Consider the following 15,437-nt stretch of genomic DNA (forward strand, 5'->3'; position numbering starts at 1 on the left):
TGCGGGCGTTGCGGGCGTTGCGGGTTACGGCAGCTGCGTCATGTAGTCGAACATCTGCTTGGCCTGGTCATCCAGCTCCGGACCGGCCAGCCAGGCCGAGGGGTTCGGGCCGATCGAGGTGTTGCTGACCAGCGCCGCCTTGCCGTTCGGGCCGGGCGCCAGCCAGCCGCCGCCGCTGGAACCGGCGGTCATGGTGCAGCCGATGGTCAGCATGGTGGGGCGGGTGGCGTCGAAGGAGAGCTTGCTCGGCCGGCCGCCGTCGCAGTACTCCAGCTCCTGGCCGTCGAAGGGCTTGGCGGACGGGAACCCGTAGGCGGTCAACGCGGAGATCTTGTCCCGCGGCGCGTTGAACCAGACCGGCACCGAGCCGCCGACGATCTCCTCCAGCGACTTGCCGGGCATGTCGGGGTTGGTCACCCGGATGATGCCGGAGTCGTACTGGCTCACCGGACCGCCGCTCTCGCCGCCCTCCTCGACCCACTGCGGGGCGACCGTCGCGTAGTCGGCCCACCAGCGGCCGTACGGGGCGACCTGGTCGAGCGTGACCCGCTTGCCGCCGCTGGCCGCGCCGGAGCGGTTGTAGGAGGGGATGAAGGCGATGTTCTTCAGCCAGTCCTGGCCCTTGCCGCCGTGCAGGCAGTGGCTGGCGGTCCACACCAGGTTGCTCTTGCCCGGGTGCTGCGGGTCGGAGACCACGGTGCCGGAGCAGACGTAGGTGCCCTGCGGGCTCTTCATGAAGAGCTTGCCGAAGACCGCCATGTTGCCGGTGTACGGGTGGTGCTCGCCCTTGGCCGGGATCGAGGCGGGCACCGGGTCGTTCTGCGAGGTGTCCACGGCCGACTTGGTGCTCGGCCGCATCGCCTCGGTCGGGGTGGCGGAGTTCATCGCGTCCACCGACCAGAGGTCCTTGACGATCTCGTTCTTGAAGACGTGCTGCTTGGCCCAGTTGGACCAGTCCGCGGCCTTCCAGCTCTTCAGGTCCTGCAGGCTGGTCGGCAGGCCCAGGCCGGGCTTGCCGCCGCCGCTCGCGGTGGCGCTGCTCGGGGCGGCCGAGGAGGCGTCGGTGCTCTTGGTCTCGTCCGGGCCGCAGCCGACGGCGGTCAGTGCGAGCGTGGTGACCAGGGCGGCGGTCAGGCCGGCCCGGCGGGATATGCGGTGTGACATGTGTTCAGTTCCCCGTTGTGATGGGTCGTCGAGCGGACGGGTCGTCAGTTCTTCTTGGCGATGTAGGAGAGGGCGTTCGCGGCCACGTCGTCCAGGTACGGACCGGCCAGCCAGGTGCTGTCCTCAGGGCCGATCGAGGTGTTGCTGACCAGCGCGGGCTTGCCGTCCTTGACCGCGAACCAGCCGCCACCGCTGGAACCGGCGGTCATCGTGCAGCCGATCACCTGCATCGGCGGGCGGGTCTTGTCGAAGGAGAGCCGGGACGGCTTGCCGGCCTCGCAGCGCTCCATCTCCATGCCGTCGAAGGGCTTGGCGGACGGGTAGCCGATCGCGGTGATCTTCAGCTGGTCGCGCGGGGCGTTGAACCAGACCGGCACCGAGCCGCCGACCGTCTCCTCCAGCGACTTGCCGCCGCCGTTCTGGTTCTCCACCTTGAGGATCGCGAAGTCGTACTGGCTGGCCGCGCTGCCGTACTCGCCGCCCTCGGCCGACCACTGCGGCGAGGTGATCGCCATGGTGGCGTCCCAGACCCCGTACGGGGCGTACTCGGACTCGGCCTTGGCCCGCTTGCCGCCGCTGACCGCGCCGGAGCTGTTGAAGGACGGCACGAAGGCGATGTTCGAGTACTGCTGGTTGGTCTTGCCGCTGGTCAGGCAGTGGCCGGCGGTCCACACCAGGTTGCTCTTGCCCGGGTGCTGCGGGTCGGAGATCACGGTGGCCGAGCAGACCGCGTGCTGGTTGGCGGCGATGTCGAAGAAGACCTTGCCGTCCACCGGGTACTGGGCGTACGGGTGGGTCATCGGCTTGGCCTGGATCGCGCTGGGCAGCGGGTCGTTGCCGTCGTCGGTGGGCGGCTGCTTGGGGCTGACCGGGTCCTTGGGCTTGGCCTGGAGCAGCTTCTCCAAGTCCCAGAAGCCCTTGGCGGCGGGGGTGACGACGTGCTGCTTGGCCCAGTTGTCCCAGTCCTCGAACTTCCACTTCTTGAGGTCGTCCAGGCTGGGCAGGCCGGCCGGCAGGCCCGCCTTGCTCGCGCTCGCGCTCGGGCTTGCCACGGCCGCCGCGGAGGAGGGCGCCGGCGGCGGCTTCTCGGTCTCGTCCGGGCCGCAGGCCGTCGCCGTGAAGAGGGTCAGCGCCGCCGTGACGCCGGCGGCTGCCGAGGCCAGCGAGCGGTTGGTGCGGTTGATCGGTGACATGCGTTCAGTTCCCCCAGGTGGAATCGGGCAACCCGCGAACGGATTGAACAAGGGAGTCTCCCATGCGGCAAGGACGGCCCGGTTCGCCCCCCAGTTGCGGCCGGTGAGAGACAGTCACCGAGCTGTGACCCTGGCATGCCCCGCTCGTTAGCCCAAGTGGATGTCCCCGCATCCCCATGCGCACCGAGGAGCAGCCTTGAGCACCGCCCTGACCGGAGCCCCGGCCACCGTCCCCCGACAGTTGGACCAGTCCGCCGAGGCGGACCCGCTGCTGCACCAGGATTCCGCCGTCGCAGCCGAACAGGCCGCGGTGGAGGCACTGTTGCGCTGCTGGTGTCGGGAGACCGGGGCCCGGCCCGATCAGGACGGCCTGCTGCGGATCCCGCTGCTCGGCGGCCTGGCCCGGCTGCTGGCGGACGTGCGGCACTGGTCGCCGTGCGGTTGGCACCGGTTCGGCCCGGCCGTGCTGGCGGCGGGACAGGCGGAGAGCGGGACCCCGCTGGACGCGGTGACCGCGGCGGCGCTGCTGGCCCGCTCGGCCAACGGGCGCCCCGAGCAGATCGCCGACCTGGTGGGCCGGGTGGCCGACTCGGTGCAGCGCACCGCGGAGCTGCTGCTGCACCGGCGCGAGCGGCCGGGGCCCGGCCCGGACAGCGTCTTCCTCCGCGGCGAGCAGGCGCTGCTGCTCGGCCATCCGCTGCACCCCACCCCGAAGAGCCGCGACGGCCTGGCCCCGGCCCAGAGCGCCGCCTACTCGCCCGAGCTGCGCGGCAGTTTCGCCCTGCACTGGTTCGCCGTCGACCGCGAGCTGCTGGCCGCCGGATCGGCGCTGGACCGGCCGGCCGAGCAGCTCACCGCTGAACTGCTCGGCGCACCCGCGCTGTTGCCGCCCGGGACCGCCGCGCTGCCGCTGCACCCCTGGCAGGCCCAGGAGTTGGCCCGCCGGCCGCAGATCGCCGAACTGCTCGACCAGGGCCGGCTGCACGACCTCGGCCGGCACGGCGAGCCCTGGTACCCGACCTCCTCGGTGCGTACCGTCCTGCGTCCCGGCACCCCGTGGATGCTCAAGCTCTCGCTGGGGCTGCGGATCACCAACTCCCGCCGGGAGAACCTGCGCAAGGAGCTGCACCGCGGTCTGGAGGTGCACCGGCTGCTGGAGGCGGGGCTCGGCGCCGAGTGGCGGGCCGCGCACCCGGGCTTCGACATCGTCCGCGACCCGGCCTGGATCGGCGTGGACCTGCCGGGGCTGGCGGAGGGCCGGGCCGGAGGGCTGGACACGGTGCTGCGCCGGCAGCCGTTCGCCCCCGGCGACCGGGCGCTGTGCGTGGCCGGACTGGTCGCCGAGCGGCCGCTGGGCGAGCCGGCCCCCGGTGTGCCGTCCGAACTCGGGGACCTGCTGCGTTCCTTGGCCCGGCGCAGCGGACGCCCGCTGGCCATGGTGGCCGCCGAGTGGTTCCTGCGCTACCTGGACGCCGTGGTGCTGCCGGTGCTCTGGCTGGACGGGCGGGCCGGCATCGCCCTGGAGGCCCACCAGCAGAACAGCCTGGTGCTGCTGGACGCGGACGGCTGGCCCAGCGGCGGCCGGTTCCGCGACAACCAGGGCTACTACTTCCGCAGCTCGCACGCCGAGCGGTTGGAGCGGCGGCTGCCCGGTCTCGGCAAGGCCAGCGACACCTTCGTCGAGGACGCGGTCGCCGACGAGCGGTTCGCCTACTACCTGGGGATCAACCACATCCTCGGGCTGATCGGCGCACTCGGCTCCCAGCGGCTGGCCGACGAGCGGGTGCTGCTGGCGGCGCTGCGCGGATTCCTGGCCTCGCCGGCCGTCCGTGCCACCGGCTCCACGCTCCCCGCCCACCTGCTGGAGTCCCCGACCCTGCGCTGCAAGGCCAACCTGCTCACCCGGCTGCACGGCATGGACGAGCTGGTCGGGCCGGTGGAGACCCAGTCGGTCTATGTGAGCATCGACAACCCGGTGGCCGGGTGAACGCGGTGGGGGCGTTCGAGCTCCGGCCGGTCCAGGAGGGTGACCTGCCGCTGATCACCGCATGGATGAACGATCCGGCGGTGGCCGCCTTCTGGGAGCTGGCCGGCCCGCCCGAGGCCACCGAGCGGCATGTCCGCCCGCAGCTCGCGGCGGACAGCCCGAGCCGTCCCTGCCTCGGGGTGCTGGACGGCGAGCCGGTCAGTTACTGGGAGGTCTACCAGGTCGAACGGGACCGGCTGGCCGAGTACTACCCCGTGCGTCCCGGTGACACCGGGGTGCACCTGCTGCTCGGCCCGGTCTCGGCACGCGGCCGGGGGCTGGGCGCGGTGCTGATCGACGCGGTGGCCGGCCGGCTGCTCCAGCACTGCCCGCGGGTGGTGGCCGAACCGGACGTGCGCAACACCGCCAGCGTCCGGGCCTTCCAGCGGGCCGGGTTCCGCCTCGACCGCGAGCTTCAGCTGCCCGAGAAGCGTGCGGCGCTGATAGTGCGTGAGCGCCCTACTGCGAGGACAACCTGATGAACCAGCAGTCCGACGAGTCCTACGATCTGCTCGGGGTCGGTATCGGCCCGTTCAACCTCTCGCTGGCCGCACTGGCCGACCAGGTGCCCGGGCTGCGGGCGCTGTTCTGCGACAGCAGGCCGGAGTTCCGCTGGCACCCGGGCATGCTGGTGGACGGCGCCCGGATGCAGGTGCCCTTCCTGGCCGACCTGGTCTCGCTGGTCGACCCGACCAACCCGTGGTCCTTCCTCAACTACCTGCGCGCCCAGGACCGGCTCTTCCCGTTCTACTTCGCCGAACGGTTCCAGCTGCCCCGGCGCGAGTACGACCACTACTGCCGCTGGGCCGCCGACCGGCTGCCCAGCTGCCGGTTCGGCACCGAGGTCACCACCGCCCGCTGGAACGGCGAGGCCTTCACCGTGACGCTGCGAACGGGCGGCGCCGAACGGCAGGTGCTGGCCCGCAACCTGGTGCTCGGGGTCGGCACCGCGCCGATCCGCCCGCCCGCCTTCGAAGCCCTGGAGGGGCACCCGGCGGTCTTCCACTCCGGCGAGTACCTGGAACGCGCCAGGAACCTGGCCGGGGCCCGGGACATCACCGTGGTCGGCTCCGGGCAGTCCGGCGCCGAGGTCTTCCTCGATCTGCTGCGCGGCCGGGCCGGCGACGGCACCCGGCTGCGCTGGCTCACCCGGACCAGGGCGCTGGCACCCATGGAGTACTCCAAGCTGGGCCTGGAGCACTTCACCCCCGACTACACCCGCTACTTCCACGCGCTGCCCGAGGCGGTGCGCGACCGGCTGGTGGCCGAGCAGTGGCAGCTGCACAAGGCGGCCAGCGCCGAAACCCTCGCCGAGATCCACGACCTGCTCTACGAACAGACCATCGGCCGCCCGATCAGCGCCGTCGAGGCCGAGATCACCCCCGGCACCGAGGTGACCGCCGCCTTGCCCGGACCCTGCGGCGGCCTCGAACTGCGCTGCCTGCACCGCGACTCGGGCCGCCGCCGGGTGCTGCGCACCGACGCGGTGGTGCTGGCCACCGGCTACCGGGCACGCCGCCCGGCGCTGCTGGAGCCGCTGGCCGAACTGATCGACTGGGACCCGCAGGGCCGGTTCCGAGTCGACCTTGACCACCGGGTGGCCACCGTCCCCGAACTGGCCGGCGGGCTGTACGTGCAGAACGCCGAGCTGCACACCCACGGCGTCGGCACGCCCGACCTGGGCCTGGGCGCCCACCGGGCGGCCGTCATCCTCAACGCGCTCACCGGCCGCACCGTGCACCGGCTGCCCGCCCGGACCGCCTGGACCAGCTTCGCCCCGGCCGCCCTGCCCGCCCAGTCCGCCGCCGTCCCCGAGGAGTGGAACCGTGCACCGTCCGCCAGCCGATGACCTGTTGACCCCGACGCGCTGGCAGCAGGCCTGCCGGGCGCTGCTGGCCAAGCTGCTCGGCGAGTTCAGCTACGAGGAGCTGCTGCGGCCCGAGGCCGTCGACGGCGGCTACCGGCTGCGGCTCGCCGAGGCAGGCGGCTCCGAGCGAGGCCCGGAGTACCGTTTCGCTGCCCGGCGCGGTGCGTACGGCAGCTGGCAGGTCGACCCGGAATCGGTGCGCCGCGACGGCCGGCCGGCCGAGGACCCGTTCGCCTTCCTGCTGGCCGCCCGCCGGTTACTGGGCCTGCCCGGCGACACCGTCGGCCACCTGGTCCGGGAACTCACCGCCACCCTGCTGGCCGACGTCCGGCTGGCCGCCGGCGCGCTGAGCGCGGCCGAACTCGCCGACCTGGACCACACCGCGCTGGAGGGCTACCAGAGTGGGCACCCGTGGATCGTCCTCAACAAGGGCCGGCTCGGCTTCTCGGCCGCCGATGCCGCCGCCTGGACCCCGGAGGCGCGCAGGCTGCAGCCGCTGAGCTGGCTGGCCGTGCACCACGACCTGGCCGCCTACCGGGGCGTCGGCGAGCTGGCCGAGGCCGAGCAGCTCTACCGCCAGGAACTCGACCCCGAGGTGCTGGCCGAGTACCGCCGGCTGCTCACCGAGCGCGGGCTCGACCCGGCCGGCTACCGGCTGCTGCCGGTGCACCCCTGGCAGTGGGACGAGACGGTGCTGCCGCTCTTCGCGCCCTGGGTCGCCGACGGCCGGATCGTCCCGCTGCCCGCCGACCACGACCTGCGGCTGCCCCAGCAGTCGATCCGCTCCTTCTTCAACGTCACCAGTCCGCACCGGCGCACCGTCAAACTGCCGCTCTCGGTGCTGAACACGCTGGTCTGGCGCGGTCTTCCCACCGAGCGGACTTTGGCCGCGCCGGCCGTCACCGCCTGGATCCACCAGCTGCGCGAGCAGGACGCCTTCCTGCGCGACGAGTGCCGGGTGGTGCTGCTCGGCGAGGTCGCCTCGGTCACCGTCGAGCACCCCTACTACGCCCAACTGCCCGAAGCGCCCTACCAGTACAAGGAGCTGCTCGGCGCGATCTGGCGCGAGCCGCTGGGCAGCTGCCTGGAACCGGGGGAGCGGGGTCGGACCCTGGCCGCGCTGCTGCAGACCGGCGCGGACGGACGCAGCCTGGTCGAGGAGCTGATCGCCCGCTCCGGGCTGACCCCGCGCGACTGGACGGCCCGGCTCTTCGCCGTGATGCTGCCGCCGCTGCTGCACTTCCTGTACCGCTACGGCACCGTCTTCTCGCCGCACGGGGAGAACGCGATCCTGCTCTTCGACGAGCACGACATCCCGGTCCGGCTCGCGGTCAAGGACTTCGTGGACGACGTCAACCTGAGCGACCAGGACCTGCCGGAGCTGCGCTCGCTGCCGCCCGCCGTCGCCGAGGTGCTGCTGCGCGAGCCGCCGCAGGGCCTGTGCCAGTTCCTGCACGCCGGCCTGTTCATCGGCGTCTACCGCTATCTGGCCCCGCTGCTCGAGCGCCGCTGCGCGCTGCCCGAGCCGCAGTTCTGGGCGCTGCTGCGCGCCGAGATCCTCGGCCACCAGCGGCGTTTCCCCGAGCTGGCCGACCGGTTCGCGCTCTTCGACCTCTTCACCCCCGAGATCGACCGGCTCTGCCTGAACCGCAACCGGCTGTTGCTGGACGGCTACCGGGACCGCCCGCAGCGCCCGCACGCGGCGGTGCACGGGCGGGTCGCCAACCCGCTGGCCGTGCCGATCGACGTCGCTCTGCCCCGTCCGCGCGAGGGCGTTGTCAGTCCCGCCCCGTAGGGTGGAAGGGCCATGAGGAACGACTCCGAACCCCAGCTGCTGCCCGACGCTCGGTCCCCCGAGGTCGAGGAGCCCGCCGGCCGCATCCCCGAACTGCTGCACGCCGCGGTGACCGCGGTCGGCGGCGTCGAGCGGCCCGGCCAGATCAGGATGGCCGAGGCCGTCGCCGAGGCCGTCGACAGCGCCGAGCACCTGCTGGTGCAGGCCGGCACCGGCACCGGCAAGTCGCTCGCCTACCTGGTCCCCGCGCTCGCGCACGGCGACCGAGTGGTGGTCGCGACGGCCACCCTGGCCCTGCAACGCCAGCTGGTGGAGCGGGACTTGCCCCGCACGGTGGAGGCGCTGCACCCGATCCTGCGGCGCCGCCCGCAGTTCGCCATGCTCAAGGGCCGCTCCAACTACCTCTGCCTGCACCGGGCCAACGAGGGCACCCCGAGCGAGGAGGGCGAGGGGCTCATCCCGCTCGAGGAGATCGCCGGCCCCACCGGCAAGCTCGGCCAGGACGTGCTGCGGCTGCGCGACTGGGCCGACGAGACCGAGACCGGCGACCGCGACGACCTGACGCCGGGCGTCTCCGACAAGGCCTGGGCCCAGCTCTCGGTCAGCTCCCGGGAGTGCCTGGGCGCCAGCCGCTGCGCCTACGGCCAGGAGTGCTTCGCCGAGAAGGCCCGCGAGCGCGCCAAGCTGGCCGACGTGGTGGTGACCAACCACGCGCTGCTGGCGATCGACGCCATCGAGGGCGCCCCGGTGCTGCCCGAGCACGAGCTGCTGATCATCGACGAGGCGCACGAGCTGGTGAACCGGGTGACCGGTGCGGCCACCGCCGAACTGACCGTCGGCGCGGTCAACCGGACCGTCAAGCGGGCCGCCCGGCTGGCCAACGAGAAGGCGGTGGACGCCCTGCAGGCGGCCGCCGAGAGCTTCCACGGCCTGATGGAGACCGCCCAGCCCGGCAAGGTGGACGAGCTGCCCGAGTACCTGGGCTACGCGGTCGCCGCGATCCGGGACGCCAGTCGGCAGGTCATCACCTCGCTCGGCGAGACCAGGGACAAGAGCCTCTCCGACGAGGACGTGGTCCGCAAGCAGGCGATGGCCGCCGCCGAGACACTGCACGACACCACCGAGCGGCTGCTCTCCGAGAACCCGTACGACGTGGTCTGGATCGAGCGCAACGACCGCTACGGGCTGGTCCCGGCCTCCCTGCGGGTGGCGCCGATGAGCGTCTCCGGGCTGCTCCGGGAGAAGCTCTACGGCGAGCGCTCGGTGGTGCTGACCTCGGCCACCCTCAAGCTCGGCGGCGACTTCAACGGGGTGGCCGCCTCGGTCGGCCTGCCGGTCGAGGGGCGGTTGCCGGACGAGCGCACCGAGACCGAGCCGGCCCGGGTCGGCGGCGAGGACGCCCCGCCGTACTGGCGCGGGCTGGACGTCGGCTCGCCGTTCTCCTACCCCAAGCAGGGCATCCTCTACGTCGCCAAGCACCTGCCGCCGCCCGGCCGGGAGCCGGAGCGGCCGCAGATGCTGGACGAGCTGGCCGAGCTGATCGGCGCGGCCGGCGGCCGCACGCTCGGGCTCTTCTCCTCGATGCGGGCCGCCCAACTGGCCGCCGAGCAACTGCGCGAGCGGCTGGACTTCCCGATCCTGCTGCAGGGCGAGGACACCCTGGGCGAGCTGATCCGGGCCTTCGCCAGTGACCCCGAGACCTGCCTGTTCGGCACCCTGTCGCTCTGGCAGGGGGTGGATGTGCCGGGCTCGGCCTGCCAGTTGGTGGTGATGGACCGGATCCCGTTCCCGCGTCCGGACGACCCGCTGATGAGCGCCCGGCAGAAGGCGGTGGAGGAGGCCGGCGGCAACGGGTTCATGGCGGTGGCGGCGACCCATGCCGCGCTGCTGATGGCGCAGGGCGCCGGGCGACTGGTGCGGGCGGCGGAGGACCGCGGGGTGGTCGCGGTGCTCGATCCGCGGCTGGCCACGGCCCGGTACGGCGGCTTCTTCCGGGCCTCGATGCCCGACTTCTGGTACACCACCGACCGCAACCAGGTGCGCCGCTCGCTGGCGGCCATCGCGGGGAGTGCGCCGCCGGTGCGGCCGGTGGCCAAGCGGGGGTGAACAGACTGGTGCCCCTGTCCCGAAGGGACAGGGGCACCAGTCTGTTCAGATGCTTTCCGAGCCGGCACAGCTGTTCAGAGCCGGCTCGGGTGCTTCAGAGTCGGTAGAGGTGGTTCAGAGTCGGAGCAGGTCGGTCAGAGCCGGCGCAGGACCGCGACGACCTTGCCAAGGATGGTCGCGTTGTCGCCCGGGATGGGCTCGTAGGCCGGGTTGTGCGGCATCAGCCAGATCCGGCCGTCCTCGCGCTTGAGGCGCTTGACGGTGGCCTCACCGTCGATCATCGCGGCCACGATGTCGCCGTTCTCGGCGACCGGCTGGCGGCGCACGGTGACCCAGTCGCCGTCGCAGATGGCGGCCTCGATCATCGAGTCACCCTTGACGACCAGGGCGAACAGCTCACCCTCGCCGACCAGCTGACGCGGCAGCGGGAAGACGTCCTCGACGGTCTGCTCGGCCAGGATCGGACCACCGGCGGCGATCCGGCCGACCAGCGGCACATAGGAGGTGGCCGGCCGTCCGGCCGCCTCGGCGGTGTTCGGACGGCTGACCTCGACGCCGCGCACCTCGTAGGCGCGCGGGCGGTGCGGGTCGCGGCGCAGGAAGCCCTTGCGCTCCAGGGCCATCAGCTGGTGGGCCACCGAGGAGGTGGAGGAGAGCCCGACGGCCTGGCCGATCTCCCGCATGCTCGGCGGATAGCCGCGGCGCTGCACGGAATCCCGGATCACGTCGATCACCCGGCGCTGGCGCTCGGTCAGACCGGCCTCGTCGGTCCTGATCCCGGGGGGGCGGCCGGGCATCGAGCGGACCTGACCGTTCGGCAGGCCGATCGGTACGTCCTGCACCGAGGCGTGCTCGACGGGCTGTTCCCCGAGATAGCCCGGCGTGGCTCCGGGGCGGTGGCTGTCCATGCTCCTACGGTCCTCCTGCACGGGGATGCCGCGGGTGTCGGCGATGGTGTTCTGGGTGGCGGTGTGACTGGTGCTACTGGTCTGTACGGCGCTCACGGCGGCCCCTCTCGACGGGCGGTCTCCCTTGCTTGCCCAGCCCAACGGCAGCACCTATCGAAAGGTTGCGCCAAACACACGTTCGAGTGAATTATTGAGGAGTCGGCTGACTCGATCAAGGCTTTGGGTGTATGTCGATTAAATGTTCGATCGCCCTGATTCTAGCGTGCCGCCACGGCTGTTCGGGTGAGCTTCGGGCGAGCCCGGGAAAGGCCGCCGCCGACTGACCAGCATCGATTGCGCGGGGTGATTCCCGGACTACCGAGTCCTGGTGTGTCGAGTGGTGCATCGACCTAGATCTAGTGGTTACATAGCTGCTCGCAGCCCACAGGTTGTGGTCCCGGGTATTTGGATCATGGTCGCGTGTCCTAGACTGTGTGCTCTGCTCAGCCGCCCCGTCAGGAAGGGAGTCGTTCCGTGTACTGCCCCTTCTGCCGGCACTCCGACAGCCGCGTGGTCGACAGTCGGACCACCGATGACGGGAGCTCGATCCGTCGGCGTCGCCAGTGCCCGGACTGCGGTCGACGCTTCACCACGGTGGAGACCGCCGCACTGATGGTGATCAAGCGCAGCGGGGTGACCGAGCCGTTCAGTCGGGAGAAGGTGATCTCCGGAGTCCGCAAGGCCTGTCAGGGCCGACCGGTCACCGAGGACGCCCTCGCCGTGCTGGGCCAGCGGGTCGAGGAGTGCGTGCGGGCCAGTGGCAGCGCCGAACTCTCCACCCATGACGTGGGGCTGGCCATACTCGGTCCGTTGAAGGACCTGGACGTCGTCGCGTACCTGCGGTTCGCGTCGGTCTACCAGGCGTACGACGGACTGGCAGACTTCGAGGCCGCCATCGCCGAGTTGCGTGGCGCTGAGCGGCCCACCACCGCGCAGGACGACGACGGCTCCGCCGTCCCCGTCCCCGTCGCGGCGTCCTAGGCAGTCAGGATCTCTTGGCCCCCTAGGGCTGAGGTGCGCCCGAAAACGGCGCGCAAACCCTTGCAAACGGTGCGAACCGGTCGGTGTTCCCGGCCCGCCCGCCCACTCGGAGAAGCGAGGCCCCAGATGGCAACAAATGGGGCACCCGGGGCGTTAGCCCAGGAGGAGGAGAAGAAGTGACAGACACCACGAGCGGCAGCGCACGCGGGTCGAAGTCCGAGAAGGCGGCCAAGGGAGCCGGCAAGGCTCCCAAGGGTGGCCTGCGGATCGAGCGCATCTACACCACTCCTGGGGTCCACCCCTATGACGAGGTCAGCTGGGAGCGGCGCGACGTCGTCATGACCAACTGGCGCGACGGATCGATCAACTTCGAGCAGCGCGGCGTCGAGTTCCCCGACTTCTGGTCGGTCAACGCGGTCAACATCGTCACCAGCAAGTACTTCCGCGGCGCCGTCGGTACCCCGCAGCGCGAGTGGAGCCTCAAGCAGATCATCGACCGCGTGGTGCTCACCTACCGCGCCGCCGGCGAGAAGAACGGTTACTTCGCCTCCCCGGCCGACGCCGAGGTGTTCGAGCACGAGCTGACCCACGCCCTCCTCCACCAGGTGTTCAGCTTCAACTCCCCGGTCTGGTTCAACGTCGGCACCAAGCAGCCCCAGCAGGTCTCCGCCTGCTTCATCCTGGCCGTCGACGACTCCATGGAGTCGATCCTCGACTGGTACAAGGAAGAGGGCATGATCTTCAAGGGCGGCTCCGGCGCCGGCCTGAACCTCTCCCGGATCCGCTCCTCCAAGGAGCTGCTCTCCTCCGGCGGCAACGCCTCCGGCCCGGTCTCCTTCATGCGCGGCGCCGACGCCTCGGCCGGCACCATCAAGTCCGGTGGCGCCACCCGCCGCGCGGCCAAGATGGTCGTGCTGGACGTCGACCACCCGGACGTCGAGGCCTTCATCGAGACCAAGGTGAAGGAGGAGGAGAAGATCCGCGCGCTGCGCGACGCGGGCTTCGACATGGACCTCGGCGGGGACGACATCACCTCCGTCCAGTACCAGAACGCCAACAACTCGGTCCGGGTCTCCGACGAGTTCATGACCGCGGTCGAGAACGGCACCGAGTTCGGCCTGCGCGCCCGGATGACCGGCGAGGTCATCGAGACCGTCGACGCGAAGAAGCTGTTCCGCAAGATGGCCGAGGCCGCCTGGGCCTGCGCCGACCCGGGCATCCAGTACGACTCGACCATCAACCACTGGCACACCTGCCCGGAGTCGGGCCGGATCAACGCGTCCAACCCCTGCTCCGAGTACATGCACCTGGACAACTCCAGCTGCAACCTCGCCTCGCTCAACCTGATGAAGTTCCTCCGCGACGACGACTCCTTCGACGCCGAGCGCTTCGCCAAGGTGGTCGAGCTGGTCATCACCGCGATGGACATCTCCATCTGCTTCGCTGACTTCCCGACCGAGAAGATCGGCGAGACCACCCGCGCCTACCGCCAGCTGGGCATCGGCTACGCCAACCTCGGCGCCCTGCTGATGGCCACCGGCCACGCCTACGACTCCGACGGCGGCCGTGCGCTGGCCGGCGCGATCACCTCGCTGATGACCGGCACCGCCTACCGCCGTGGCGCGGAGCTGGCCGGCGTGGTCGGCGCGTACGACGGCTACGCCCGCAACGCCGCCCCGCACCAGCGGGTGATGAAGCAGCACGCGGACGCCTCCGTCGCCGCCGTCGCGGTGGACGACCTGGACGCCCCGGTCTGGGCCGCCGCCACCGAGACCTGGCAGGACGTGCTGCGGCTCGGTGCGCAGAACGGTTTCCGCAACGCCCAGGCCTCGGTGCTGGCCCCGACCGGCACCATCGGCCTGATGATGGACTGCGACACCACCGGCGTCGAGCCCGACCTCGCCCTGGTCAAGTTCAAGAAGCTGGTCGGCGGCGGCTCGATGCAGATCGTCAACGGCACCGTGCCGCGCGCGCTGCGCCGACTCGGCTACCACGGCGAGTCGGTGGAGGCGATCGTCGCCCACATCGCCGAGCACGGCAACGTGCTGGACGCCCCGGGCCTCAAGCCCGAGCACTACGAGGTCTTCGACTGCGCGATGGGCGAGCGCTCCATCTCGCCGATGGGCCACGTGCGGATGATGTCGGCGATCCAGCCGTGGATCTCCGGCGCGATCTCCAAGACCGTCAACATGCCGGAGAACGCCACCGTCGAAGAGGTCGAGGAGATCTACTTCGAGGCGTGGAAGCTCGGCGTCAAGGCGCTGGCGATCTACCGCGACAACTGCAAGGTCGGCCAGCCGCTCTCGGCCAAGACCAAGACCCCGGCGGTTGCCGCGGCCGCCGAGCCCGCCGTGGTGGAGAAGACGGTCGAGAAGGTCGTCGAGTACCGCCCGGTCCGCAAGCGTCTGCCCAAGGGCCGCCCGGGCATCACCACCTCCTTCACGGTCGGTGGCGCCGAGGGCTACATGACCGCCAACTCCTACCCGGACGACGGCCTCGGCGAGGTCTTCCTGAAGATGTCCAAGCAGGGCTCGACCCTCGCGGGCATGATGGACGCCTTCTCGATCGCCGTCTCGGTCGGCATGCAGTACGGCGTGCCGCTGGAGACCTACGTCTCGAAGTTCACCAACATGCGCTTCGAGCCGGCCGGTCTGACCGACGACCCGGACGTGCGGATGGCCCAGTCGATCGTCGACTACATCTTCCGCCGCCTGGCGCTGGACTTCCTGCCCTTCGAGACCCGCTCCGCGCTCGGCATCCACTCCGTCGAGGAGCGCACCCGCCACCTGGAGACCGGCTCCTACGAGCCGCTGGAGGCCGAGGACGTGGACGTGGAGGGCCTGGCCCAGTCCGCACCGCGCGCCGTCGAGCCGGTCAAGCCCGAGGCCCCGAAGGCCGCGGCCAAGGCCCCGCACAACTCGACCGAGCTGCTGGAGATCCAGCTCGGCCTGAACGCGGACGCCCCGCTCTGCTTCTCCTGCGGCACCAAGATGCGCCGCGCGGGCAGCTGCTACCTCTGCGAGGGCTGCGGCTCCACCAGCGGCTGCAGCTGATCGCAGCTGATCGCCTGACGACAGGGGCGGTCGGACCGGGTTCTCCGGTCCGACCGCCCCTGTCGTTTCTGCATACGCGTGTTCAGGCGTCCTCTGGCGTCCTCTGGCGTGCTCTGGCGTGCTCTGGGGTGTCCGGGTCTGGTTCGGGGCGCTCAGCTCTGATCGTGTTCGTGCGGGGAGGTACCGCTATTCGTGATGAGCGGTACCGCTGGGCGTACTCGGCGGTGCCGCTGTTCGTACTCGGAGGCATCGGCTTGCTGGACGTCACGTCAACTGACCGGTTGAGCCCATGATCTGAGTCGATA

General features: G+C 71.3%; 10 protein-coding genes. 7 read left to right on the plus strand and 3 right to left on the minus strand.

The window, feature by feature from the left end; all coding sequences use genetic code 11:
• Positions 1-24: 24 nt before the first annotated feature.
• Positions 25-1,164: a trypsin-like serine peptidase gene (locus BR98_RS18575; protein WP_051969904.1), complete on the minus strand. Its 1,140-nt coding sequence runs from the start codon at positions 1,162-1,164 to the stop codon at positions 25-27.
• 44 nt (positions 1,165-1,208) lie between these two features.
• Complete coding sequence (locus tag BR98_RS18580) at positions 1,209-2,357, minus strand: trypsin-like serine peptidase (protein WP_051969905.1); 1,149 nt, start codon at positions 2,355-2,357, stop codon at positions 1,209-1,211.
• 160 nt (positions 2,358-2,517) lie between these two features.
• On the opposite strand from BR98_RS18580, the gene BR98_RS18585 reads away from it, so the two are divergent.
• From BR98_RS18585 to BR98_RS18605, 5 genes are read left to right on the plus strand one after another with little or no spacing between them, the layout of a single operon-like run.
• The gene (locus tag BR98_RS18585) at positions 2,518-4,344 is read left to right on the plus strand and encodes an IucA/IucC family protein (RefSeq protein WP_035846133.1); all 1,827 of its coding nucleotides are present in this window, start codon (positions 2,518-2,520) and stop codon (positions 4,342-4,344) included.
• Entirely contained in the window at positions 4,341-4,862 is a 522-nt protein-coding gene (locus tag BR98_RS18590) for a GNAT family N-acetyltransferase (RefSeq protein WP_051969906.1), read from the plus strand. Before BR98_RS18585 ends, BR98_RS18590 begins: the two co-directional genes overlap by 4 nt.
• Positions 4,862-6,232, plus strand: a complete 1,371-nt coding sequence (locus tag BR98_RS18595) for a lysine N(6)-hydroxylase/L-ornithine N(5)-oxygenase family protein (protein WP_051969907.1) — start codon at positions 4,862-4,864, stop codon at positions 6,230-6,232. Before BR98_RS18590 ends, BR98_RS18595 begins: the two co-directional genes overlap by 1 nt.
• The gene (locus BR98_RS18600) at positions 6,210-8,045 is read left to right on the plus strand and encodes an IucA/IucC family protein (protein WP_051969908.1); all 1,836 of its coding nucleotides are present in this window, start codon (positions 6,210-6,212) and stop codon (positions 8,043-8,045) included. The genes BR98_RS18595 and BR98_RS18600 overlap by 23 nt, the downstream gene beginning before the upstream one ends.
• Before the next feature lie 12 nt (positions 8,046-8,057).
• Complete coding sequence (locus BR98_RS18605; protein ID WP_051969909.1) at positions 8,058-10,151, plus strand: ATP-dependent DNA helicase; 2,094 nt, start codon at positions 8,058-8,060, stop codon at positions 10,149-10,151.
• A 134-nt stretch (positions 10,152-10,285) separates the two neighbouring features.
• Here BR98_RS18605 and lexA read toward each other — a convergent pair whose 3' ends face one another.
• A complete protein-coding gene (gene lexA / locus BR98_RS18610; RefSeq protein WP_051971115.1) occupies positions 10,286-10,948 on the minus strand; it encodes a transcriptional repressor LexA in 663 nt (220 codons plus the stop codon).
• 624 nt (positions 10,949-11,572) lie between these two features.
• Here lexA and nrdR point away from each other — a divergent pair.
• Together nrdR and BR98_RS18620 are read left to right on the plus strand one after the other, a co-directional pair.
• The gene (nrdR, locus tag BR98_RS18615) at positions 11,573-12,079 is read left to right on the plus strand and encodes a transcriptional regulator NrdR (RefSeq protein WP_035846135.1); all 507 of its coding nucleotides are present in this window, start codon (positions 11,573-11,575) and stop codon (positions 12,077-12,079) included.
• A gap of 176 nt (positions 12,080-12,255) precedes the next feature.
• Positions 12,256-15,132, plus strand: coding sequence for a vitamin B12-dependent ribonucleotide reductase (locus tag BR98_RS18620; RefSeq protein ID WP_035846137.1), 2,877 nt, complete (start codon positions 12,256-12,258; stop codon positions 15,130-15,132).
• Positions 15,133-15,437 lie beyond the last annotated feature (305 nt).

Origin of the sequence: Kitasatospora azatica KCTC 9699, from assembly GCF_000744785.1 — a bacterium.
Classification (GTDB): Bacteria; Actinomycetota; Actinomycetes; order Streptomycetales; family Streptomycetaceae; genus Kitasatospora; species Kitasatospora azatica.